The following is a 22,383-nucleotide window of genomic DNA, read 5'->3' on the forward strand; positions in this document are numbered from 1 at the left end:
CTCTCATGGCAACCTCACTGCGCGAGTACCGCGCGAAGATCAAGTCGACACAGTCGATGAAGAAGATCACGCGCGCCATGGAGCTCATCGCTGCGTCTCGCATCATCAAGGCGCAGCAGCAGGCCGCGGCGGCGACGCCGTACGCCCGCGAGCTCACGCGCGCGGTGTCGGCCCTCGCGACCTTCGGTGCCGTCGACCACAAGCTGCTCACCGAGAACCCGGAGCCGAAGCGCGCCGCGGTTCTGGTGATCGCCAGCGACCGGGGTCTCGCCGGGTCCTACTCGTCGGCGGTCCTCAAGGAGTCGGAGCGTCTCATCGAGAAGCTCCGTGCCGAGGGCAAGGAGGTGGACATGTACGTCACCGGCCGCAAGGCCGAGGCCTACTTCCGCTTCCGCCAGCGTCCGGTCGTCCAGTCCTGGACGGGCTTCTCCGACCGGCCGACGTACGCGGATGCCCGCGAGGTGGGCGACGTGCTGACGGCGGCGTTCCTCGTCGATCCGGAGGATCCCGAGACGGGTGACCCGGCGCGCGAGGTCGACGAGCTGCACGTGGTCTTCACCCGGTTCCGGTCGATGATCAGCCAGACGCCCGAGGTCATCCGGCTGCTGCCGCTCGAGGTCGTCGAGGGTGAGGAAGCGCCTGACAACGGTGACGTCCTGCCCCTGTACGAGTTCGAGCCGTCGGCGTCGGAGGTCCTCGACGCTCTCCTGCCGAAGTACGTGAACCACCGGCTCTACTTCTGCTTCCTCCAGGCGGCGGCCTCGGAGCTCGCGGCGCGCCAGCAGGCGATGAAGAACGCCACGGACAACGCCGAGGATCTGATCCAGAAGTACACGCGAGTCGCCAACCAGGCCCGCCAGGCCGGTATTACCCAGGAAATCAGTGAGATCGTCGGTGGCGCGAACGCCCTTGCCGACGCGAACGCCGGGAGTGAGTGAAACCATGACTGCCACTGTCAACGAGACCACGACGACGGGTCGTATCGCCCGCGTCATCGGTCCGGTCATCGACGTCGAGTTCCCGACGGACCAGATGCCCGACATCTACAGCGCGCTCCACGTGAACTCGGCGCTGGACGCCGACGGGCGTCCTCTGACGCTCGAGGTCGCGCAGCACATCGGTGACGGCATGGTGCGTGCGATCTCCATGCAGCCCACCGACGGCCTGACCCGTGGTGCGGAGGTGCGCGACACCGGGGAGCCGATCTCGGTCCCCGTCGGCGACGTCACGCTCGGCCACGTGTTCAACACGATCGGCGAGTGCCTGAACCTCGAAGAGGGCGAGGTGCTCGACATCAAGGAGCGGTGGGGCATCCACCGCAAGGCGCCGTCGTTCGACTCGCTCGAGCCTAAGACCGAGATGTTCCAGACGGGCATCAAGGTCATCGACCTGCTGACCCCGTACGTCCTCGGCGGCAAGATCGGCCTCTTCGGTGGTGCGGGCGTCGGCAAGACCGTCCTCATCCAGGAGATGATCGCCCGAGTCGCACGCGACCACGGTGGTGTGTCGGTGTTCGCCGGTGTCGGCGAGCGCACCCGTGAGGGCAACGACCTCATCGTCGAGATGGACGAGTCGGGCGTCCTCGGCCAGACCGCGCTGGTCTTCGGCCAGATGGACGAGCCGCCGGGCGCGCGTCTGCGCGTCGCCCTGTCGGCGCTGACGATGGCGGAGTACTTCCGCGATGTCCAGAAGCAGGACGTGCTCCTCTTCATCGACAACATCTTCCGGTTCACGCAGGCCGGCTCGGAGGTCTCGACGCTGCTCGGCCGCATGCCGTCCGCGGTGGGCTACCAGCCGACGCTGGCCGACGAGATGGGCGTCCTCCAGGAGCGCATCACGTCGACCCGTGGTCACTCGATCACCTCGATGCAGGCGATCTACGTGCCTGCCGACGACTACACCGACCCGGCGCCGGCGACGACGTTCGCGCACCTGGACGCCACGACCGAGCTCAGCCGTGAGATCGCGTCGCAGGGCATCTACCCGGCCGTGGATCCGCTGACCTCGACGTCGCGCATCCTCGACCCGCGCTACATCGCCGCCGACCACTACGCGGTCGCGACGCGCGTCAAGCAGATCCTCCAGCGCAACAAGGAGCTGCAGGACATCATCGCGATCCTCGGTGTCGACGAGCTGTCGGAGGAGGACAAGACGGTCGTGTCGCGCGCCCGTCGCATCCAGCGCTTCCTGTCGCAGAACACCTACGTCGCGAAGCAGTTCACCGGCATCGAGGGCTCCACTGTTCCGCTCGACGAGACCGTGGACGCGTTCAAGAAGATCGCGGACGGCGAGTACGACCACGTGGCCGAGCAGGCGTTCTTCATGTGCGGCGGTCTGGACGACGTCGAGAAGAAGTGGGCCGAGATCCAGAAGAGCTCCTGATCGAGCGACCGCGGAGAGAAGGAGTCGTCTGATGGCAGGCACACTGCACGTCGAGCTCGTGAGCGCTGATCGGTTGCTGTGGTCGGGCGAGGCCACGTCGCTGCTCGCGCGCACCCTCGACGGTGACATCGGCATCCTGCCGGGGCACGCCCCGGTGATGTCGCTGCTCGCCGAGGGCGTGGTGGAGATCGACACCGAGGACAACGAGACCTGGGTCGCCGCTGTCGACTCGGGATTCCTCTCGGTCGCGAAGGATCGCGTGTCGATCCTGTCCGAGAGCGCGGAGATGTCGCACGACATCGACCTCGAGCGGGCGAAGCAAGATCTGGCGCGGGTCAAGGCTGAAGGCGCTGACGACGTGGAGGCAGCTGACGAGGTACGCCGCCTCGAGGCTCGCATCCGCGCCGTCGAGCTCGCGTCGTCCTAGGTCGTTCACAGAACGTCGAACGCTACGTCGAGGGAGGAGGGCACACATGCCGATCTGGTTGTGGGTGCTCGACTCCCTCGGCGTGCTTCTGCTCCTGGCGGTCCTCGCGGTCCTCGGTCTGGGCGGCCGCCGGCGCTACCTCGCGCGCGGCGGGAGCACCTTCGACCTCAGCGTCAACCGCCGCGTCGATCCGCCCCGCGAGGAGGGCGACCCGCGGGGATGGACGCTCGGCGTCGGTCGCTACAACGCGAGCCACCTCGAGTGGTTCCGCACGTTCTCGTTCTCGCCCCGCCCGGTCCTGCGCTTCGAGCGCGGTCACGTCGAGGTCGAGCGTCGCCGCAAGCCGGTCGGCTCCGAGACGTACGCGCTCCACGCGGGCAACACGATCGTCGAGTGCTCGCTCGACGACGGCGCTCGCATCCAGCTCGCCCTGAGCCCTCAGGCGCTGACCGGGCTGCTCGCCTGGCTGGAGTCGTCTCCGCCCGGCCGCGAGGTCAACAACGTCATCTAGGGTGACGCCATGGTCAACCTCACCCGCATCTACACGCGTACCGGCGACGACGGCACGACCCGCCTGGTCGACATGAGCAAGACGTCGAAGCTCGACCTGCGCCTGGCCGCGTACGCCGACACCGACGAGCTCAACAGCCATCTCGGCTACGCGAGGTCGCTCGGGGCGCTCGACGAGGACGTCGATGCGGTGATCGCACGGATCCAGAACGACCTCTTCGACGTCGGCGCTGATCTGGGCGCGCCGGTCGTCGAGAACCCCGAGCACCCGCAGCTGCGTGTCGAGCCGTCGTACGTGGATCGCCTCGAAGCGTGGTGCGACCACTACAACGCCGCGATCGAGCCGCTGCGGTCGTTCATCCTGCCGGGCGGTACGCCGTCGGCGTCGGTGCTGCACATCGCGCGGACCGTGTGCCGGCGGTCGGAGCGCAGCGCCTGGGCGGCGATCGAGGAGCACGGCGACTCGATGAACGTGCTGACGGCGAAGTACCTCAACCGGCTCTCGGACCTGCTGTTCATCCTCGCCCGCTACTCGAACCGCGAGAACGGCGACGTGCTGTGGGTGCCCGGCGGCGAGAGGTGACTCGCGGTCAGGGCTGGTGAGGTGTCTGTCGTGAGGCGACCCAGGCCCTCGCGACGTCCGCCTGTGCCGACCACGCCAGCACCAGCCAGCCGCGTACGTCGTGGGTGACGGAGGCGCGGATACCGTCGGCGCGCAGCCGTGCCGCCGTGATCTCGGCGCCGTGCTGGTCCTTGCACCGGGCGACCGGCACGAGCATCCCGTACGACGGCAGCGTGATGCGCTTGCCGGGGGAGTGCGCCCAGCGGAGGATGAGCGCGAGCCCGATGATGGCGAGCGCGCTGACCAAGGGTACGAAGAGGTATCCCACCGTCGAACCACCTCCTGTCATCTCTCCAGTGTGCACCTGCGCGGCCCGAATGTGACCAACGTGACTCCGCTCACGTGCCTGTTACCCGACGGTCACAAGGAACTAACCTGTGCGCATGGCCGACTCGACTCACCGCGATCGCCCCTGGGTGATGCGCACCTACGCCGGGCACTCCTCGGCGTCTGACTCCAACGCGCTCTACCGTCGCAACCTCTCCAAGGGCCAGACCGGGCTCTCGGTGGCGTTCGATCTGCCGACCCAGACCGGCTACGACCCCGATCACCAGCTCAGCAAGGGCGAGGTGGGCAAGGTCGGTGTCCCGGTGCCGGACCTGGGCGAGATGCGTCGGCTCTTCGACGGCATCCCGCTGAAGACGATGAACACCTCCATGACGATCAACGCGACCGCGATGTGGCTGCTCGCGATGTACCAGGTCGTCGCCGAGGAGCAGGCCCGGGACGCCGGTGAGGACCCGGGCGACTGGGTCGGTGAGCTCACCGGCACGACCCAGAACGACATCATCAAGGAGTACCTCTCGCGCGGGACGTACGTCTTCCCGCCCGAGGCGTCGATCCGGCTGACGACCGACATGATCGCCTACACGGTCGTCAACATGCCGAAGTGGAACCCGCTCAACATCTGCAGCTACCACCTCCAGGAGGCGGGCGCGACGCCGGTCCAGGAGCTCGCGTACGCCCTCTCGACCGCGATCACCGTCCTCGACGCCGTCCGCGATGCGGGCCAGGTCCCGCCGGAGGAGTTCGAGAAGGTCGTCGGGCGCATCTCGTTCTTCGTGAACGCCGGCGTCCGCTTCATCGAGGAGACGTGCAAGATGCGCGCCTTCGGCCGGCTGTGGGACGAGATCACCCGCGAACGCTACGGCGTGCAGGACCCGAAGATGCGTCGCTTCCGTTACGGCGTCCAGGTGAACTCGCTCGGCCTGACCGAGGCACAGCCTGAGAACAACGTGCAGCGGATCGTCCTCGAGATGCTCGGCGTGAGCCTGAGCAAGAACGCCCGAGCCCGCGCCATCCAGCTTCCCGCCTGGAACGAGGCCCTCGGCCTGCCGCGGCCCTGGGATCAGCAGTGGTCGCTGCGGCTGCAGCAGGTCCTGGCGTTCGAGTCCGACCTCCTCGAGTACGGCGACATCTTCGACGGCAGCCACGTCATCGAGGCGAAGGTCGCCGAGCTCGTTGAAGGTGCCAAGGAGGAGATCGACCGGGTCCAGGCCATGGGCGGCGCGGTCGCCGCTGTCGAGTCCGGATACATGAAGCAGGCGCTGGTGGCGTCGCACGCGGCTCGTCGCGCGCAGATCGAGGCCGGTGAGCAGCTGGTCGTGGGCGTGAACGCGTACACGGAGTCCGAGGACTCGCCGCTGACCGCCGATCTCGACGGCGCGATCCAGACGGCGGACCCGCTGGCCGAGGCGAGCGCGATCGAGCGTGTCGTCGTCTGGCGCGGGCAGCGGAGCGAGGCCGAGGTCGCCGAGGCGCTCGACCGCCTCCGGGCGGACGCGAAGACGGATGCCAACCTGATGCAGGCGACGCTCGCCTGCGTCCGGGCGGGTGCGACGACGGGCGAGTGGGCAGGCGCGCTGCGCGAGGTCTTCGGCGAGTTCCGTGCGCCGACCGGTGTGACGGGAGTGGTCGGTGTGGCCGAAGCAGGAGCAGAGCTCGCCGGGGTGCGCGAGCGCGTCCGCCTGACGGGGGAGGAGCTCGGTGGCCGCCTGCGGCTGCTGGTGGGCAAGCCGGGGCTCGACGGCCACTCCAACGGCGCTGAGCAGATCGCAGTCCGTGCACGCGACGCGGGCTTCGAGGTCGTCTACCAGGGCATCCGTCTGACTCCGACCCAGATCGTCGCCGCCGCCGTGGACGAGGACGTCGACTGCATCGGCCTCTCGATCCTGTCCGGCTCGCACATGGAGCTGGTGCCGGAGGTGCTGGCGCAGCTGCGTGCGGCCGGGATCGGAGACGTCCCGGTCGTCGTCGGCGGGATCATCCCCGAGTCGGATGCGCGGCGCCTTCTCGACGACGGCGTGGCGGCGGTCTACACGCCGAAGGACTACGGCATGACGCAGATCATGGACGACATCGTCAGCGTGATCCGGCGCGCGAACGACCTCGACTGACCGTCATCACGGCACCCGAAGGCTAGCCACTCCTTGGTGGTGGGCGCCCGTGCCGCCGACTAGCGTCGGGGGCACGGACATCGATGGCGGGTGAGTCCCGCAGCTAAGGAGTCAGCCATGGCATCGGAGAAGTTTGCGACGCTGCTCAACGAGCAGGTGGGTCACGAGTTCGCCGCCCACCAGCAGTACGTCGCGATCGCGTGCTACTACGACGCCCTCACCATGCCGCGCATGGCGGCGCTGTTCTTCAACCAGGCGGTCGAGGAGCGCGACCACGCGATGATGATGGTGCAGTACCTCCTCGACGCGGGTGTCTCGGTCCGCATCCCAGGCGTCGCGGACCCGATCAACGACTTCAGTGACGTTGTCGCCCCGGTCGAGCTGGCCGTGACGCAGGAGAAGCGGGTCACCGACCAGATCAACGAGCTGACCCGCGTCGCCCGCGACGCGAACGACTTCGCCTCGGACCAGTTCATGCAGTGGTTCATCAAGGAGCAGGTCGAGGAGGTCTCCAAGATGAGCGACCTCCTCGCCGTCGTCTCGCGCTCGTCTGAGGACCTCGAGGCGATCGAGCACTGGATCGCGCGCGAGGAGCGGGGCGAGGCGGCGGACCCGACGGCGCCTCCGATCGCCGGCGCCTGAGCGAGAGCCGGGCCCGTGCGTGTGCTGGTCGTCGGCGCCGGCGTCACCGGTCTGACGTGCGCCGTGGTGGCCGCTGAGCGCGGCCACCACGTCGACGTGCTCGCGCGTGACCTCCCGCTCGAGACGACGTCGGCGGTCGCCGCCGCCTGGTGGTACCCGTACCTCGCCGAGCCTGTGGACCGCGTCCTCGGATGGTCTCGGAGGACGTACGAGGTGCTGGCCGACCTCTCCGACTCCGAGACAGGCGCGGGCGTGACGATGCGGCGCTCGGTCGAGCTGCTCGCCGAGCCGTCTCCGGAACCCTGGTGGTCAGGAGCGGTGCGCTCGCTCGAGGCGTTGCGGGAGGTCCCGGCCGGCTTCCACGCCGGGCGGGTGTTCGAGGCGCCGGTCGCCCACATGCCGACGTACCTCGACTACCTCGTACGCCGGCTGGCCTCCTCGGGCGGCACGCTGACGCGTATGGCACTTTCGACGCTCCCCGTCGGTGCCGACGTCGTCGTCAACGCCTCAGGACTCGGGAGCCGTCTGCTCGCCGGCGACGCGTCGACGACTCCTGTCCGCGGCCAGGTCCTGAGGCTCCCCGCGATCGCCGGGGTCGACGACGTGGTGCTCGCGGACGACGCCGACACCACGACCTACGTGATCCCGCGGGGAGACGACGTGATCGTCGGCGGCACGAGCGAGTCCGGGGTGTGGGACCTTGCACCCCGCGACGCCGACACGGCCGCCATCCTCACGCGTGCGATCCGCATCGTCCCCGAGCTGGAGGGTGCCCCGGTGCTCGGCGTCCGGGTCGGGCTCCGTCCGGCGAGGCCGATGGTCCGGCTCGAGCGGGAGGCGCGCACGGACGCGAGTCCCGTGGTCCACTGCTACGGCCACGGTGGTGCGGGGATCACGACGTCGTGGGGCTGCGCCGACGAGGTCGCCTCGCTGCTGGAGGCGCAAGGCTGACCGAGGTCACTCGGTGGTGAGCTCCGTGACGGGCTCACCTCGCGGTGAGCTCCTTGACCGTGTCGTCGGTGGTCTCGATCGCCGGGGGAGTCGTCTCGGGCTCCTGGTCGACGATGGGAGCGGCCACGGGGACAGACGCGTCGGCGGTGACCGTCGGAGCCGTGCGCGCGTACGCGACCGCGCGCGAGGCGCGTGCCGACAGGCTCGGAGCGGCACTCTCGACCCGGGTCCACTCCTGCCGGATCTCCGCGAGGCGGTCGTCGGTGATGCGCTCGGACAGGATCGCCTGCTCGAGCTCTCGGCGGAGCGTGCCGTACTCGGCGGCGGCGCGCTGGTGCGCGGCGATGACGTCAGCGGGATCGGCGACCGTCTGAAGGAGGGCGACAGCGGCAGCGAAGCCGGCGAGCACGCCGGCTGCGACCGTGAGCCACCTGCCGTCGTCGACCGAGGTGGCGGCGAACGCGGACGCGGCGGAGAGCGCGGCGAGGATGACGGTCGCCGCGCCGAGCGCCCGAGAACGACGGCGTCGGACGCGGGCGGCGAGCTGGTGGGCTTCGTGGCCGACGCTGATGGCGTCGAGCCACTGGAGAACGGTCGGCTCGTTGCCGCGATAGGTCCACACGGAGTCGGATGCTAGCGACACCAGCGGCGGAGGGGACGCGATTTGCGAGGTCGTCCCATGCTGCGGTCAGAGTGGTCGCGGATTCGCTGGGAGCGTACGCCCTTGCGAAGGTGGGTGAATGCGCGTAAGCCTAATTACATGATTACAAACGATGTGGACGAGATCAGAGGATGGTTCACCGGTCGTCTCCCCGAGGGCCTGTTCGACGCGCTTGAGAGCGTGACGGTCGATCGCGAGGAGATCGTCGTCATCGGTTGTATCGCGCCGCCGAGCCTTGCGGACGGAGTGTCCGAGGCCGAGCGACGCGGCGCGGTGCAGGGTCGCGTGCAGGAGTTCCGCGAGCGGACGCGAGAGACTCGGATGGCGGTCGCTCGCGAAGCTCAGCACCGGTTCGGGCGCACGGTGTCGTGGGGCGTCGAGTGTGACGGCGAGCAGGCCCTGTTCACGCATCTCGCGTCGCCGGTGATGACCCGCCTGCGCCAGCCCGAGCGTCAGGTCCTCGACACCCTGATCGCGGCAGGCGTCGCACGCAGCCGCAGCGACGCCTTGGCATGGTGCGTGCGCCTGGTGCAGCGCCACGAGGACACGTGGCTGGACGAGCTGCGCGAGTCCTTGGAGAACGTCCGGCGGGTCCGCGAGCAGGGGCCCGGTTCCGGAGGCTGAGCGGGCGCCGTGCGCCTCAGCCGACCGCTGCGCGGAGCAGCCGGTCGGGGGCTTCTCCGTACGCGACCATGAGGGCGCGCTCGACCGCGCTGTCGGCCGCGTGCAACGTCGTGACGGCGACGGCCACCGCCTCCTCGAGGGGCCACCCGTACGCTCCGGCCGAGATCAGGGGAAACGCCACCACGCGCGCTTCGAGCTCGTCGGCGACAGCGAGGCTGCGGGTGTACGCCGAGCGCAGCAGATCAGTCCGGTCCTCGTGCGGCGACCAGACCGGGCCGACCGCGTGGATGACCCAGCGGGCAGGGAGGCGACCACCCGAGGTGGCGACGGCGTCGCCGGTCGGGAGGCCCTCGGGGTGACTCGTCGCGCGCAGCTCGCGGCACGCGTCGAGGATCTCTGGACCTCCGGCCCGGTGGATGGCGCCGTCGACGCCTCCTCCGCCGAGCAACGAGCTGTTGGCGGCATTGACGATCGCGTCGGCCCGGACCGTCGTGATGTCGCCCTGGACGACCTCGATGCGGAGCATGCTTCCTGCTTACCTGATCGCGCCCCGGAGGGCCACGTCGACGACGGCGTCGGCGAAGTCGACCTCGAGCGGGCCCGGGCCGAGAAGCCACCGACCGACCAGCGGCCCGAGCAGGCACTCCACGAGCACGTCCAGATCGAGGTCGTCGCGGAGCATGCCGGCGTCCTGGGAGACCGCGAGCCGGCGCCGCACCGCCGACCTCTGCGGTGTCAGCAGCCGGTCACGGTACTGCTGGGCCACGCCGTCGTCCTGAAGGATCTCGACGGTCACGGCGCGCAGGAAGGCGCCGGTCGAGGGTGACGCCATCTCGTCCGCCGACGCGCGGAGGAAGGCCGACAGGTCCGCTTGCAAGTCGCCGCTGTCAGGGAGGGACGCGTCCGCCCCGCCGGAACGCTCGAGGAGGCTGTCGAAGACGATCGCGCCCCGCGACGGCCACCAACGGTAGATCGTCTGCTTGCCGACGCCGGCGCGCGCCGCGATCGCCTCGATGGTCAGCCTGGGGTAGGGGACTTCTTCGATCAGCGCTGCAGTGGCGTTCAGCACCGCCGTTCGAGCGCGCTCGCTGCGGCGTCGCGGTGGCGTGGAATCAGGCTCGCGTTCGGGCACGCCACTAGTGTACTCTCTGACGAGACGAGACGCACCGTCTCGTTTAGACGAGGAGGAACTGTATGACGACTGCCAGGACCTGGTTCATCACGGGAGCGGGACGAGGCCTCGGGCGGGCGTTCGCCGAGGCGGCGCTGGCGGCAGGCGACCATGTTGCCGCCACCGTCCGCACGCCCGGCGCTCTCGACGACCTGACCGAGGCGTACGGCAGCGCGCTCGCGGTCGTCGAGCTCGACGTCACCGACCGAAGCGCCGTACGCGCGGTGGTGGCCGAGGCTCACGGACGGTTCGGCCGGCTCGACGTGATCGTCAACAACGCCGGCTACGGGCAGATCGGCGCGATAGAGGAGCTCGACGAGGACGAGGTGCGGGCCCAGATCGACACCAACCTCCTGGGCGCGATCTGGGTGTCGCAGGCGGCGTTGCCGTTCCTGCGCGCGCAGGGATCGGGCCACATCGTGCAGATCTCGACCGTCGGCGCGGTCGGGACGCTGCCGCTGTTCGGCGCCTACAACGCGAGCAAGTGGGCGCTCGAGGGCTTCAGCGGCGCGATGGCCGACGAGGTCGCCGGGTTCGGCATCCACGTGACGCTCGCCGAGCTGGGCGGCTTCGCCACGGACTGGGCGGGGTCGAGCATGCGGTTCGCCGCGTCGCCCGAGCCGGCCTACGGCACCGTCCGTGAGGCGGTGCTCGGGATGCCCGGCTATCCCGACGCTGCCATGGCCGCTGCCGCTGCCGAGGGGGAGTCCACTGACGAGCAACCGGAGGTCGCTGCCGCGGCGATCCTGGCGATCGTGGACGAACCGGCACCGCCGCGCCGCGCGATCATCGGTGCGGGAGCGCACGACATGGTGGCGACTGCGCTGGCGTGGCGGCGGGACGAGTACGCCCGCGACCCCGCCTTCCACTGGCCGAGCGCCTGAGCGAGGTCAGAACAGCCGCAGGCTCGGGTCGTCGATCCCACGGAGGGCGTCGTAGTCGACCAGACGGCACTCGATCCCGCGGTCGGCGGCGAGCGTACGGGCCTGCGGCTTGATCTCCTGTGCGGCGAAGATGCCGCGGACCGGGGCGAGCAGCGGGTCGCGGTTCATCAGCTCGAGGTAGCGGGTCAGCTGCTCGACTCCGTCGATCTCGCCGCGCCGCTTGACCTCGACCGCGACCGAGGCTCCTCTGGCGTCTCGGCAGAGCAGGTCGACGGGGCCGATCGCCGTCATGTACTCCCGCCGGACGAGCGACATCCCGTCGCCGAGGCTGGTGGGGTGCTCGGCGAGCAGCTCCTGCAGGTGCTTCTCGACGCCGTCCTTCTGGAGCCCGGGGTCGACCCCGAGGTCGTGGCTGGAGTCGTGGAGGAGCTCCTCGATGAGGATCCGCAGGGTGTCGTCGGTCTTGGTCGCCGACACGGTCCACTCGACGGTGCCCTCGTCGGTCACGCCTTCGCGCATCACGGCGGGCGGGCTCATCCAGTTGAGCGGCTTGTATGCGCGGTCGTCGGAGTGGATCGACACGGAGCCGTCCGACTTGACGAGGATGAGGCGGGTGGCCATCGGCAGATGCGCGGACAGCCGTCCGGCGTAGTCGACCTGGCAACGAGCGATGACGAGGCGCACCCGGACAGGCTAGCGACCGTCAGCGCACGCGCTTGAGGACGGTCCCACGGATCGTGATCGTGTCGCCCGCCAGCTTCCCGCGGGTGGTGACCCCGTCGCCGCCGACGAGGACGATGGTCCTGGTGCCCCTGAGCCGCCACTTGCCGGACCTGACGTTCTTCACGCCGGCGAAGTCGTCGACGAAGCGGCCGCTCGCCTTGATCCGGAGGACCCACTGCAGCTCTCGGTTGCGCCATCGCCCGACGGGGTTCTTCGCGCGGGCGGACGGAGTCGATGCGCCGCTCGTGGACGCTGCCGTCGGGCTCGGAGTCGCGCTGGGGCTCGGGGCCGTCGTGGCGGACGGCTCCGGCGTCGCGACCGGCTCGGTCGTCGCCGTCGCGGTGGCCGACGGGCTCGGCGCTGCAGACGTCGCCGTCGCGTCGGCATCCGCTTCGTCGTCCGGGGTGCCGCACGACGCCAGCACGAGGGCGACCAGGGCCGAGCTCGCGGCGAAGGTGACGCGGCGCAGGGCTCGTCGAGGGAGGGCGGCACGGGCGAGAGGTGGCCGATCGTCCAAGCGCAGCATGTCGTCATGCTAGGCGGCGGGCAGGCCATCGGCAGCCCACCGGCGCCGGATTCGTGACGTGCGTCACGCCGCTGGCAGTGATGCGCGGGGCTACCGAGTAGTAACCTGCCGGTAACTTACGTCCCCCGAGAAACAGGAGACTTCCGTGGCGCGCGAGATCAAGACAGTCGGAGTCGTCGGCGTCGGCACCATGGGTGCCGGCATCGCGGAGGTGCTGGCCCGCAACGGCATCGCCGTCCTCGCGGTGGATCGCGACGACGCCGCGCTCGAGCACGGCCGCTCGACGATCGAGCACTCGACCCAGCGCGCCGCGGAGCGCGGCAAGCTGGACGACGCCGACCGTGGCGCGCTGCTCGACCGCATCTCGTACAGCACCGACCTCACGAGCCTCGCCGAGGCAGACCTCGTCGTCGAGGCGGTGGTGGAGCAGCTCGACGTCAAGATCGACGTGTTCCAGCAGCTCGACAAGATCGTCCGCGACGACGCCGTCCTCGCCTCGAACACGTCGGCACTGTCCGTCACCGAGATCGCCTCCGCCACGCGTCTGCCGAGCCGCGTCGTCGGTCTCCACTTCTTCAACCCCGCGCCGGTCCAGGACTTCGTCGAGGTCGTCCGCACGGTCGTCTCCGCGCCGGACGTCGTCGACGACGCGGTCGCGCTCGCCCAGCGGCTCGGCAAGAGCCCGGTGACCGTTGGCGACAAGGCGGGATTCATCGCGAACGCCCTCCTGTTCGCCTACCTCAACCACGCTGCCTCGATGTACGAGGCCCAGTACGCCACCCGCGAGGACATCGACGCCGCCATGCGCCTGGGCTGCGGCTACCCGATGGGACCGCTCGCGCTGCTCGACCTGATCGGCCTCGACACGGCGTACGAGATCCTCGAGACGATGTACCTGCAGGACCGCAAGCGGGTCCACGCCCCGTCGCCGATCCTCAAGCAGATGGTCACCGCGGGGCTCCTCGGGAGGAAGTCGGGCCGCGGTTTCTACACGTACGCCGAGGAGTACTCCTCGACCGTCGTCGACGATGCGGTGACGCCGTCCTCGGAAACCGCGCCGCAGCTGCGCCGTGAGATCGGCCTGGTCGGGGTCGTCGGCACGGGCACCATGGCGTCGGGCATCGTGGAGGTCTTCGCGAAGGCCGGGTACGACGTGGTCTACGTCGGCCGCACGCCGGACAAGCTCGACGGCGTCCGCGCCGCCATCGCGAAGTCCCTCGACAAGGCGATCTCGCGCGGGCGCTCGACCGAGGAGAAGAAGGCCGAGATCCTCGGCCGCCTCACCGGGAGCACCGAGCGCGAGGCGCTCGCCCCGGTCGACATCGTCGTCGAGGCGATCGCGGAGGACCTCGACGTCAAGGTCGAGCTGTTCAAGGACCTCGACCGCATCTGCAAGCCCGGCGCCATCCTCGCCACCACGACGTCGTCCCTCCCGGTGATCGCCTGCGCCGCGGTGACCGACCGCCCGCAGGACGTCATCGGGATGCACTTCTTCAATCCCGCCCCGGTGATGAAGCTCGTCGAGGTCGTCTCGACGGTGGCCACGGCCGACGACGTGACGGAGACGGTCCAGGCGCTCTGCGCGAACGTCGGCAAGCACGCCGTCGCGTGCGGCGACCGCGCCGGCTTCATCGTCAACGCGCTGCTCTTCCCGTACCTCAACGACGCCGTCAAGATGCTCGAGGCGCACTACGCGACCGCCGACGACATCGACGTTGCCATGAAGCTCGGGTGCCGGCTGCCGATGGGCCCGTTCGAGCTGCTCGACGTGGTCGGCAACGACGTGTCGCTCGCCATCGAGCAGACGCTCTTCCGCGAGTTCCGCGAGCCCGCGTGGGCCCCGGCGCCGCTCCTGGAGCACCTCGTCACGGCGGGCTACCTCGGACGCAAGACGGGGCGCGGGTTCCGCGACTACGCGCGCCGCTGACGCGGAGTCTCCCCGTACGCTTGAGGCATGTCGCGCCGACGTCGTACGCCTCGTGGTCCCCGCGGCGCTCCCCCTCCGCTGAACGGAGGCAACCAACGGGTCGAGGAGCGTCCGGACGGCGACTGGGTCGTCCGGACGATCAGCGGTTCGTCGTCGACGAAGACGTACACGTGCCCCGGCTGCTCGCAGGCGATCCGCCCTGCGACGCCGCACGTGGTGGTGTGGCCGCTCGAGCCGAGCCTCCTCAGCGCCTCCGGGGTCGAGGAGCGGAGGCACTGGCACACGCCGTGCTGGCGCCGCCGGCGCTGACTGCCGCGCCTCACCCGGCGCGGGTGACGCCCGGGCTGCGACCGCGCAGCGACACTGGTCGCAGCACCGGCGGACGGCCCCGGTGGGAGGCAGTGGGAAAGCGTGGTGTGAGCCGATGACGTCGTGGGTGCAGCGCGGTCTGGCTGCCGCGGACACCGCACGGGGCTGGTTCGAACGCTCGTTCCCAGGGCGGTGCATGCACCGGATGTACGAGATCGACGGCCGCAACCGTGCGATCACGCTCGCCGGCCAGGCGTTCATCGCCCTCGTGCCGTTGATGGTGGTCGTGTCGAGCTGGCTGTCACGCGATGGGACCCAGCAGTTCGCCGACCTGCTCATCGAGTACTTCGACCTCACGGGCAGCACCGCCGACGCGGTCGACCTCCTCTTCGCCACGCCACCGGAGTCGACCGGTGGTCTCACGATTCTCGGCTTCTTCATCCTGCTGTTCTCCGTGGGGTCGTTCAGCCGTTCGCTGCAGCGCCTGTACGAGCTTGCGTGGGGCCGGGAACCGAACCCTCGGGTGCGGGCGACGTTCTTCGGGTTCGGCGCCGTGTTCTTCATGCTCGGCGGTTTCCTGATGGTCGGTTGGATCGGGCACCTGCTCGGTCCGGCCGGGATCGTGGTCCAGCTGGTCGTGTCGGTTCCGTTCTGGCTGGTGCTGATCCGGCTGGAGCTCGGGGGTCGGGCCGGGCTCGAGGAGCTGCTCCCGGCGGCGATCCTCGCGGCCGTCGTCCAGCTGGCCGCGGGCTGGTGGACCCACCTGTACGTCCCGCACCTGATCGCGATCGACGCCCAGCGCTACGGTGTGATCGGCGTGGCGTTCGCGATCGTGGCGTGGCTGGTGATCGTGGCCTACGTGCTCGTGGGCACCGCGGTCGTCGGGCACGAGCTGTCGACCTGGCTCCGCGAGCGGGGGTGGACCGCCCGGGCTCTCGAGCTCGCCGGCAGGGCGACGCCGAGGAAGGCGCGTCGGTGAGACGCAGGGGTCCGGGTCCGGGTCCGGCGGGCGCGTCGCGTCCGGCTCCCGCAGGATTGAGGGCGACGTCACCCGCGAGGGGTGATCCGGAGGCAGCGCCTTCGCGCGAGAGTAGGACGAACATCGTCGCAGAGAGGGGGACCGATGGCGGACAACGTACGCCCGTCAGGCCCGGTCGATATCGCAGTGCTCGGGTTCCTTGACGACTCGTTGCCGGACGGCAGCGTCGCAGCGGTCGCGGCCGAGGCCATTGCCAGCGGAGCCGTGCGCCTGCTGGACGCGGTCATCGTCGCCAAGGCCGAGGACGGCAGCGTCACCGTCGTGGACATCGACGACGGCGACGCCGTCCAGGAGGTGCTCGGCGTTCCGGCCGACGTGCCGGGACTGCTGGGGGAGGACGACATCCTGGCGATCGCCGAGGAGGTGCCGCCCGGTGCGGCCGCGGTGCTCGTCGTGTGGGAGAACGTGTGGGCCGCGCGGTTCGCCGCCGCCCTCGACTCCGTGGGTGGAGTGGTGCTGGCCCACGAACGCATCGACCGTGCCGACCTCGACCTGGTGTTCGACACGCTGAGCGAGAGCTGAGGAGACAGACAGATGATGGGACGACGGATGGGACGCCCGGGCCTGGTCGGTCTGGCAGCGCGGACGGCGGTCGTGGCGGGAACGGCAGGGGCCGTGAGCAACCGCCAGGCTCGCCGCCAGCAGTCGCGCTACGAGCAGGAGTCGCAGTCTCAGGCCTACGAGGAGCAGCAGCAGCAGGCGGCGATGCAGGCAGCGGCGCAACAGGCGGCCGCAGCTCAGCAGTACGCCCAGCAGGCACCGGCCGCGCCCGCGGCCGCTGCGCCGGTCGACATCGTGGGACAGCTGGAGCGGCTCGCGGCGCTGCAGCAGCAGGGGATCCTGACCCCGGAAGAGTTCGCGGCAGAGAAGGCGAAGCTCCTCAACAGCTGAGATGACGACGTCCCCGAGGCAGCACCTGCTCTTCTCGTCCTTCACCGGATACCAGCGGCGCTGGTTGCGCGGCGACCTGATCGCCGGGCTCACCGTGTGGGCCGTGCTGGTGCCGGAGTCGCTGGCGTACGCGACGATCGCCGGCGTCCCGCCGGTCGTCGGGCTGTACGCCGCGGCTCCGGCGCTCGTGCTGTACGCCGCCCTCGGCAGCTCGCGCCACCTCGTCGTGGCGACGATGTCGGGGACCGCGGCGCTCTCGGCGTCGGTGGTCGGCGACGTCGCGAAGGCGGGCACCGCCGACTTCGTCACGACGACCACCGCGCTGGCGATCGTCGTCGGCATCCTCGGCATCGTCGCCGGCCTGTGCCGGCTCGGGTTCCTGTCGTCGTTCATCTCCGAGCCGGTGCTCAAGGGCTTCATCATCGGCCTCGCCCTGACGATCATCGTGGGCCAGGTCCCCGCCATGCTCGGCATCGACAAGCCGGCGGGCAGCTTCTTCGAGAAGCTCTGGGGGATCATCGTCCATCTCGGGGACGTCCAGGGTCCGACGCTCGCGGTCGGCGCCGTCGCTCTGGTCGCGATCCTCGTGCTCAAGCGCTTCGCGCCGCTCGTCCCCGCATCGCTGGCCGTGGTGCTCCTCGGCGTGCTCGCGGTCGTCGTCCTGAGCCTGGACGACCACGGAGTCGACATCGTGGGCACGATCCCGTCCGGACTCCCGACCGTCGGAGTGCCCGACCTCAGCGTGGCGGACTACCTCCAGCTCGTCGGTCCTGCCATCGGTGTCCTGCTGATCGGGTTCGCCGAGGGACTCGGGGCGGCGAAGACGTACGCGGCGAAGGAGGGGTACGAGATCGACAGCAACCGCGAGCTCCTCGGACTGGGTGCGTCCAACATCGGCTCGGGCCTCGCCAGCGGGATGGTCGTCAACGGCAGCCTGTCGAAGACCGCCGTCAACGGCGGTGCCGGCGCACGGTCTCAGATCTCCACCATGACGGTCGCCGTGCTGACGATCGTCACGCTCCTGTTCCTGACCGGACTCTTCGAGAAGCTTCCCGAGGCGGTCCTGGCGGCCGTCGTGATCGCAGCCGTGATCGAGCTGGTCGACTTCGCCGCCCTCCGCCGGCTGTACGGAGTGTGGACCGGGCCGCTCGGGCAGATCTACAAGCGCGCCGCTCGCGTGGACTTCATCGCCGCCGTCGGCGCGATGCTCGGCGTGCTGGTGTTCGACACGCTGCCCGGCCTCTTCATCGGGATCAGCCTGTCGTTGATCACGCTGCTCTACCGCTCGTCGCGCCCCCACGTCGCCGAGCTGGTGAGGTCTCCGCGCGAGGGTCTGTGGTTGGACGGGGAGCGCCACGACGGGACCAGCGGCGACCCGCGGATCGCGGTGCTGCGGGTCGAGTCCGGGTTGTACTTCGCGAACGCCGACTACGTCCGTGACCGCATCCGTCACGCGGCGCACGATCCCGTGCGGGCAGTCGTCCTCGACCTGGAGACCACGCCCAGCATCGACGTCAGCGCCGCGTCGATGCTCGTGACGCTGCGGGCCGACCTCGAACGTCGTGGCGTGCTCCTGCTGGTCGCCCAGAGCCTCGGGCAGGTGCGGGACGTGCTGCGCACCTCTCAGGAGGAAAGCGGACTGCCCGAGGCCCATCCGTCGGTCGACGACGCGGTCGTCGCAGCGCAGGCTGCACTCGACGCCGGGCGATGAGAGCCGGGTCAGCCGAGGAGACCGCCCAGACCCTTGCCGAGGTTGGAGAGTCCGAGGACGCTCAGCAGGACGGTCATGATGGCCGCGTTGTGGTCGCTCATGAAGTTCTTCAAGGCCTCCAACGGCGCCGTCATGCGGTCGCCGAGCGTCAGGAAGGCCAGCACGGGCCCGGCGACGAACGCGCTGCCGATCACGACGAAGACGATCACGCAGGTGACCTCCTCGCCGCCGCTCAGCCCGTTCGAGGCGATCGCGACGGCCCCCGTCACCGACAGCGCGAGGTTCTTCGGGTTGACACCCGCGAGCGCTGCACCGAGGCCTATCGCGACCAGCGGTGAGGTCCGCTCGAGAGAGGCCATCCACTTCGGCTGCTCGGGCTCGGCTCCGGCGCGGGGCCGCTTGCGCCACGAGTTGGCCGCAAGCAGGAGGAAGAGCACACCGAGCACCAGCTTGATCCACGAGGTGGTCGTCGACGAGCCGGCGGTGTCGACGCCGTCGGGTCCGGCCACCAGGAGCACGATCACCACGACGGCCGTCAGTCCGAGCACCCACCCGAACGCGAACGCGGGTGCGGTCTGCGTCGCCCGCGCCGACATCAGCATCAGGACGGTGGCGATGATCGGGATCGGGCTGATCGCGACGCCGAGCGCGGCGGGAAGCAGGTCTCCGAGGGCGGAGGACAGTCCGGGCATCCTTGCTCCTTGCATCGAGGTGGCGTGGTAACAGCATGACGTTGCGGACCCACGGATCGAATCACCCCGCCGGAGTGATGCCCCCGTGGCCGCCCGCCGACAGATTGAGCGGTACGCGGCGGGCTGGCCGCCGCCTAAAAGAAGGAGCACCCATGTCCAGCCGCACCGGCACGAGCAACCCATGGGCACAGGGAGTCACGATCTTCGCGGCGGCGATGCTCGCGATCATCGGGTTCGTCCAGATCTTCCAGGGCATCGCAGCCATCGCCAACGATGATCTGTTCGTGACCACCGAGAACTACGTGTTCTCGTTCGACACCACGACGTGGGGATGGATCCACCTCGTGCTCGGCATCCTCGCCATCGTGATCGCCTTCGCGATCATGACCGGCAACGCCTTCGCACGCGGTGCGGGCATCGGGCTCGCGATCCTCTCGATCATCGCGAACTTCCTCTGGCTCCCGTACTACCCGTTCTGGGGGGTGCTGATCATTGCGTTTGACGTCCTCCTGATCTGGGCACTGGCCAACTACACGCCGGACTTCGAGAGCTGACGGAGATCTTGATGACGAGTGCCTCGCCGGGCCGCCGCACCTCCTTCGGAGTCGTGGTGCGAGCCGACCTCGACGAGGCACTCGTCTCCGCACTGGGCGCGCTGAGGATGCGCGTCGACACGGACGGGCCTGTCGCGCTGCGCGGTGAGTTCCGTGACCACGCGGAGCTCCTCGGCGCACTCCAGGCGCTGGAGGCGCTCGGCGTCGAGCTGGTCGAGGTCACTCAGCAGGACGAACCCGGATCGTCAGAGTCCGACCGTGGGCGGGACGTCGGCTGAGCCCTCCGTAGCCACTTCGTCGGTGCGGCGCGGTCCTGCGACGAGCTCGACGACCACGATGCCGAGAACGACGAGGACCACGATCACCAGCGCGCTGCTTCCGGTCGGATGGTCGATCGAGATGTAGACCAGCGCTCCCAGCGCGACGACGAGCATGCGGGCGAACGTCCGGTAGGTGCTCACGAAGGTCGAGACCGGACCGCGTCGTACGCCCGACCTCTCACGCAGGCTCGCGAGCGCGCCGGCGGCCCCCGTGCGGATCGTGGCCCCCGCCCCGGTGCGTGCCATCAGGAAGGCGGCGATCGCGATCGCCAGAGCCACGACGAGGATGGCCCGCAGCGCCGTACGGACGAACAGGACCAGCTGGTCATAGATCACCGCCGCAGCATCAGGGGGGAGCACGTCTGCGGGGACGGCGTCGAGGTAGACCGGTCGGACGAGGTTGAGCGCGAGCCCGAGCAGCAGCATCGACACCGCGACCGCCAGCGACGCCGTGATCACCGTACGGCGCCGGTCCCGGGCGACCATCACGGCGGTCGCGAGCAGGATCAGGCCGAGGATGGGGAGCACCCGCGCCATCGTGTCGAGCCAGGCGAACCACTTCTGGGCCGTGCCGATGTCCTTGGACTGGAAGAGCACGAACGTGGCGTTGACGGTGGGGATGCGCTCGGCGAGCTGGAAGCCCCGATCGATCAGCAGCTCCTTCGAGGCGTCGATGAACGGAGCGATGTTGATGCTGAGCGCGTCGTCCGACGCCTCGACGCCGTTGCGTGTCTCTCCGGTCAGCACCGCGACGGCCTGGGCGTGCGCCTCGCGGTTCGCAGTGACCCAGGCGTCCGCGAACACGTCGCTCTCGACGACGCGTGCAACGGTGTCGTGGATGAAGTTCTCGACCGCGTTGGTCAGAGGGCTCGCCAGTGCCGGGATCAACGGCGCGGCGCGCGGGGGGACGAAGCCCTGCTGAGACAGGGCAGACAAGGCGTCCTTGGTCGCCTGGTCGAGGTTGAGCCTCGTCACGATGTTGCGCGTGATGATGTCGGTGATCGCGTTCTGGACCGCCGGATCGTCGGCCAGGGGGGCCACCGTGTCCACGTAGCGGTCGGTGTCGCCGATCTCGTCGTGGGCCCAGGTCGCGACGACGGACAAGGGCGCCATGAGCGCACCGAGCACGACGAGGACGGCGACCAGCGGGGTTCGCCACCAGCCGGTCCTGCCGGTCGGCGGCGGAGGTGTCGTCGCGCTTCCCGAGACGGCCACCTGCTCACGCAGCGCGGCGACCTCGGCTCGCAGCCGTGTCACCTCGTCGTCGGGGTCTGCTGCCTCGCTCATGGTGTGTCTCCTTCGGTCGCCGCGCGCGGCACGGCGACCGGCTCGGACGGAGTGCTGGACAGGAGCGGACCGATCCAGCCGCGGTCGGGGCTGACGTCGATGAAGATCGCCTTGACCAGCAGCGTCAAGGGGACCGCGAGGATCGCGCCGACGCCCCCGAAGATCGACGCCCAGAAGATGAGCGAGATGAACGTCAGGGTCCCCGACAGTCCCACGGAGCTCCCGACGACCTTGGGCTGGATCAGCGTCTGGAGGACGAAGTTCACGCCGCAGTAGACAGCGACGACCGCGATCGCGGTGCCGACCCCGTGGTCGAGCAGCGCGATGATCGTCGGCGGGATCACGCCGATGATGAAGCCGATGTTGGGGATGTAGTTCGTCAGGAACGCCAGCAGCCCCCACAGCCACGGGTCACGGATGTCGAGTGCGTACAGGGCGACCACGTCGACCAGCGCGACCACGAGACCGAAGAGTGTCGAGACGATGAGGTACGAGCGTGTGCCGCGCGCGAAGACACCGAACGCCTCCGCCGTGCGTGACCCGATGGACGGGACGCTTCGCAGCTTCGACGTGAAGGACCCGGCGTCCGTGGCGACGAAGAAGAGGAGGACGACGATGAAGAAGATGCTCGTGAGTGCGCCTGCCAGTCCGCCGATCAGATCGGTCGCCACGCCGACCACGCTGCTCAGGTCCACGTCGCTGATCATGGCTCGGACCTGGCTGCTCCCGATGCCCATCTGCTCGAGCTTGTCGCCGACATCGTCGACGAAGGCGTTGAACTGGGGCTCGTACTCGGTGAGGGCGGTCGCGAACCGCGCCCCCGCGAGCACCAGCGCGAAACCGAAGCCGATGACGATCGCGTACACCGCGATCAGCGAGAGGCCCGTGGCCAGCCACTGGGGGAGACCGCGTCCGACGGTGTAGTCGCGGAGCGGCTGCACGGCGACGACGAGGACCAGTGCGAGGATCAGCGGGCCGAGGATCCCGGAGAACTGCCTCAGACCGATGATGGCGACCAGCGCGGCCGCGGTGGTCACGATGATCAGGGGTTCGCGGGGCAAGGACCGAGGCGTTGCATCGAAATCGTCAGACACGTATCGACGGTAGAGCACCCGTGCCCGATCGTGTCTCACC

Annotated in this window: 27 protein-coding genes; 18 read left to right on the top strand and 9 right to left on the bottom strand. The window is 69.6% G+C overall.

The features are described 5' to 3' along the window. The first annotated feature begins 5 nt into the window (after window positions 1-5). From AB3M34_RS07260 to AB3M34_RS07280, 5 genes are read left to right on the top strand one after another with little or no spacing between them, the layout of a single operon-like run. Complete coding sequence (locus AB3M34_RS07260; RefSeq protein ID WP_370618596.1) at window positions 6-938, top strand: F0F1 ATP synthase subunit gamma; 933 nt, start codon at window positions 6-8, stop codon at window positions 936-938. A 4-nt stretch (window positions 939-942) separates the two neighbouring features. Next, on the top strand, window positions 943-2,382 hold the full coding sequence (gene atpD / locus AB3M34_RS07265) for a F0F1 ATP synthase subunit beta (RefSeq protein ID WP_149769328.1): 1,440 nt from the start codon (window positions 943-945) through the stop codon (window positions 2,380-2,382). Between the two features lie 31 nt (window positions 2,383-2,413). Continuing rightward, the gene (locus tag AB3M34_RS07270; RefSeq protein WP_370618599.1) at window positions 2,414-2,809 is read left to right on the top strand and encodes a F0F1 ATP synthase subunit epsilon; all 396 of its coding nucleotides are present in this window, start codon (window positions 2,414-2,416) and stop codon (window positions 2,807-2,809) included. Window positions 2,810-2,855: 46 nt separating this feature from the next. Beyond that, complete coding sequence (locus AB3M34_RS07275) at window positions 2,856-3,320, top strand: DUF2550 domain-containing protein (RefSeq protein ID WP_370618601.1); 465 nt, start codon at window positions 2,856-2,858, stop codon at window positions 3,318-3,320. A gap of 9 nt (window positions 3,321-3,329) precedes the next feature. Next, the gene (locus AB3M34_RS07280; RefSeq protein ID WP_370618603.1) at window positions 3,330-3,902 is read left to right on the top strand and encodes a cob(I)yrinic acid a,c-diamide adenosyltransferase; all 573 of its coding nucleotides are present in this window, start codon (window positions 3,330-3,332) and stop codon (window positions 3,900-3,902) included. Window positions 3,903-3,909: 7 nt separating this feature from the next. On the opposite strand, the gene AB3M34_RS07285 is transcribed toward AB3M34_RS07280, so the two are convergent. Continuing rightward, on the bottom strand, window positions 3,910-4,230 hold the full coding sequence (locus AB3M34_RS07285; protein ID WP_370618605.1) for a hypothetical protein: 321 nt from the start codon (window positions 4,228-4,230) through the stop codon (window positions 3,910-3,912). A 94-nt stretch (window positions 4,231-4,324) separates the two neighbouring features. Between AB3M34_RS07285 and AB3M34_RS07290 the strand changes: the two genes are divergently transcribed. The 3 genes from AB3M34_RS07290 (at window position 4,325) to AB3M34_RS07300 (ending at window position 7,930) form a co-directional block, all read left to right on the top strand. After that, a complete protein-coding gene (locus tag AB3M34_RS07290) occupies window positions 4,325-6,337 on the top strand; it encodes a protein meaA (RefSeq protein WP_370618606.1) in 2,013 nt (670 codons plus the stop codon). 117 nt (window positions 6,338-6,454) lie between these two features. Further along, a complete protein-coding gene (locus AB3M34_RS07295) occupies window positions 6,455-6,979 on the top strand; it encodes a ferritin (RefSeq protein WP_370618608.1) in 525 nt (174 codons plus the stop codon). 15 nt (window positions 6,980-6,994) lie between these two features. Continuing rightward, entirely contained in the window at window positions 6,995-7,930 is a 936-nt protein-coding gene (locus AB3M34_RS07300) for an NAD(P)/FAD-dependent oxidoreductase (protein ID WP_370618610.1), read from the top strand. A 34-nt stretch (window positions 7,931-7,964) separates the two neighbouring features. Here the strand turns inward: AB3M34_RS07300 and AB3M34_RS07305 are convergent, their stop codons facing one another. Then, window positions 7,965-8,552, bottom strand: coding sequence for an SLATT domain-containing protein (locus AB3M34_RS07305; RefSeq protein ID WP_370618612.1), 588 nt, complete (start codon window positions 8,550-8,552; stop codon window positions 7,965-7,967). A 138-nt stretch (window positions 8,553-8,690) separates the two neighbouring features. Here AB3M34_RS07305 and AB3M34_RS07310 point away from each other — a divergent pair, with 138 nt between their 5' ends. Next, window positions 8,691-9,215, top strand: a complete 525-nt coding sequence (locus AB3M34_RS07310; RefSeq protein WP_370618614.1) for a hypothetical protein — start codon at window positions 8,691-8,693, stop codon at window positions 9,213-9,215. Between the two features lie 16 nt (window positions 9,216-9,231). Here the strand turns inward: AB3M34_RS07310 and AB3M34_RS07315 are convergent, their stop codons facing one another. After that, window positions 9,232-9,741 (bottom strand): O-acetyl-ADP-ribose deacetylase, encoded by a 510-nt coding sequence (locus AB3M34_RS07315; RefSeq protein ID WP_370618615.1) that lies wholly within the window; start codon window positions 9,739-9,741, stop codon window positions 9,232-9,234. A 9-nt stretch (window positions 9,742-9,750) separates the two neighbouring features. Next, on the bottom strand, window positions 9,751-10,347 hold the full coding sequence (locus AB3M34_RS07320; RefSeq protein ID WP_370618617.1) for a TetR/AcrR family transcriptional regulator: 597 nt from the start codon (window positions 10,345-10,347) through the stop codon (window positions 9,751-9,753). Between the two features lie 62 nt (window positions 10,348-10,409). On the opposite strand from AB3M34_RS07320, the gene AB3M34_RS07325 reads away from it, so the two are divergent. Further along, the gene (locus AB3M34_RS07325; protein ID WP_370618619.1) at window positions 10,410-11,270 is read left to right on the top strand and encodes an SDR family NAD(P)-dependent oxidoreductase; all 861 of its coding nucleotides are present in this window, start codon (window positions 10,410-10,412) and stop codon (window positions 11,268-11,270) included. 6 nt (window positions 11,271-11,276) lie between these two features. Here the strand turns inward: AB3M34_RS07325 and nucS are convergent, their stop codons facing one another. Together nucS and AB3M34_RS07335 are read right to left on the bottom strand one after the other, a co-directional pair. After that, a complete protein-coding gene (gene nucS / locus AB3M34_RS07330) occupies window positions 11,277-11,954 on the bottom strand; it encodes an endonuclease NucS (RefSeq protein WP_370618621.1) in 678 nt (225 codons plus the stop codon). 19 nt (window positions 11,955-11,973) lie between these two features. Then, window positions 11,974-12,519: a hypothetical protein gene (locus tag AB3M34_RS07335; protein WP_370618623.1), complete on the bottom strand. Its 546-nt coding sequence runs from the start codon at window positions 12,517-12,519 to the stop codon at window positions 11,974-11,976. 145 nt (window positions 12,520-12,664) lie between these two features. On the opposite strand from AB3M34_RS07335, the gene AB3M34_RS07340 reads away from it, so the two are divergent. From AB3M34_RS07340 to AB3M34_RS07365, 6 genes are all read left to right on the top strand, one after another. After that, entirely contained in the window at window positions 12,665-14,446 is a 1,782-nt protein-coding gene (locus AB3M34_RS07340; protein WP_370618625.1) for a 3-hydroxyacyl-CoA dehydrogenase family protein, read from the top strand. Window positions 14,447-14,473: 27 nt separating this feature from the next. After that, the gene (locus AB3M34_RS07345; protein ID WP_370618627.1) at window positions 14,474-14,755 is read left to right on the top strand and encodes a hypothetical protein; all 282 of its coding nucleotides are present in this window, start codon (window positions 14,474-14,476) and stop codon (window positions 14,753-14,755) included. A 115-nt stretch (window positions 14,756-14,870) separates the two neighbouring features. Next, complete coding sequence (locus tag AB3M34_RS07350) at window positions 14,871-15,734, top strand: YhjD/YihY/BrkB family envelope integrity protein (RefSeq protein ID WP_370618629.1); 864 nt, start codon at window positions 14,871-14,873, stop codon at window positions 15,732-15,734. Window positions 15,735-15,878: 144 nt separating this feature from the next. After that, window positions 15,879-16,316 (top strand): DUF6325 family protein, encoded by a 438-nt coding sequence (locus tag AB3M34_RS07355; RefSeq protein WP_370618631.1) that lies wholly within the window; start codon window positions 15,879-15,881, stop codon window positions 16,314-16,316. A gap of 12 nt (window positions 16,317-16,328) precedes the next feature. Continuing rightward, window positions 16,329-16,685 (top strand): SHOCT domain-containing protein, encoded by a 357-nt coding sequence (locus AB3M34_RS07360; RefSeq protein ID WP_370618633.1) that lies wholly within the window; start codon window positions 16,329-16,331, stop codon window positions 16,683-16,685. Between the two features lies 1 nt (window position 16,686). Next, a complete protein-coding gene (locus AB3M34_RS07365; RefSeq protein WP_370618635.1) occupies window positions 16,687-18,396 on the top strand; it encodes a SulP family inorganic anion transporter in 1,710 nt (569 codons plus the stop codon). 8 nt (window positions 18,397-18,404) lie between these two features. On the opposite strand, the gene AB3M34_RS07370 is transcribed toward AB3M34_RS07365, so the two are convergent. Further along, on the bottom strand, window positions 18,405-19,088 hold the full coding sequence (locus tag AB3M34_RS07370; protein WP_370618636.1) for a GAP family protein: 684 nt from the start codon (window positions 19,086-19,088) through the stop codon (window positions 18,405-18,407). 152 nt (window positions 19,089-19,240) lie between these two features. On the opposite strand from AB3M34_RS07370, the gene AB3M34_RS07375 reads away from it, so the two are divergent. After that, on the top strand, window positions 19,241-19,642 hold the full coding sequence (locus tag AB3M34_RS07375) for a DUF7144 family membrane protein (protein WP_370618638.1): 402 nt from the start codon (window positions 19,241-19,243) through the stop codon (window positions 19,640-19,642). Between the two features lie 11 nt (window positions 19,643-19,653). Further along, window positions 19,654-19,920, top strand: a complete 267-nt coding sequence (locus AB3M34_RS07380) for a hypothetical protein (RefSeq protein WP_370618639.1) — start codon at window positions 19,654-19,656, stop codon at window positions 19,918-19,920. On the opposite strand, the gene AB3M34_RS07385 is transcribed toward AB3M34_RS07380, so the two are convergent. Together AB3M34_RS07385 and AB3M34_RS07390 are read right to left on the bottom strand one after the other, a co-directional pair. Beyond that, window positions 19,888-21,249, bottom strand: a complete 1,362-nt coding sequence (locus tag AB3M34_RS07385) for a hypothetical protein (protein ID WP_370618641.1) — start codon at window positions 21,247-21,249, stop codon at window positions 19,888-19,890. The genes AB3M34_RS07380 and AB3M34_RS07385 overlap by 33 nt on opposite strands. Next, window positions 21,246-22,343 (bottom strand): AI-2E family transporter, encoded by a 1,098-nt coding sequence (locus tag AB3M34_RS07390; protein WP_370618643.1) that lies wholly within the window; start codon window positions 22,341-22,343, stop codon window positions 21,246-21,248. The genes AB3M34_RS07385 and AB3M34_RS07390 overlap by 4 nt, the downstream gene beginning before the upstream one ends. Window positions 22,344-22,383: the final 40 nt, after the last annotated feature.

Source organism: Mumia sp. Pv4-285 (genome assembly GCF_041320275.1).
Lineage (GTDB): Bacteria > Actinomycetota > Actinomycetes > Propionibacteriales > Nocardioidaceae > Mumia > Mumia qirimensis.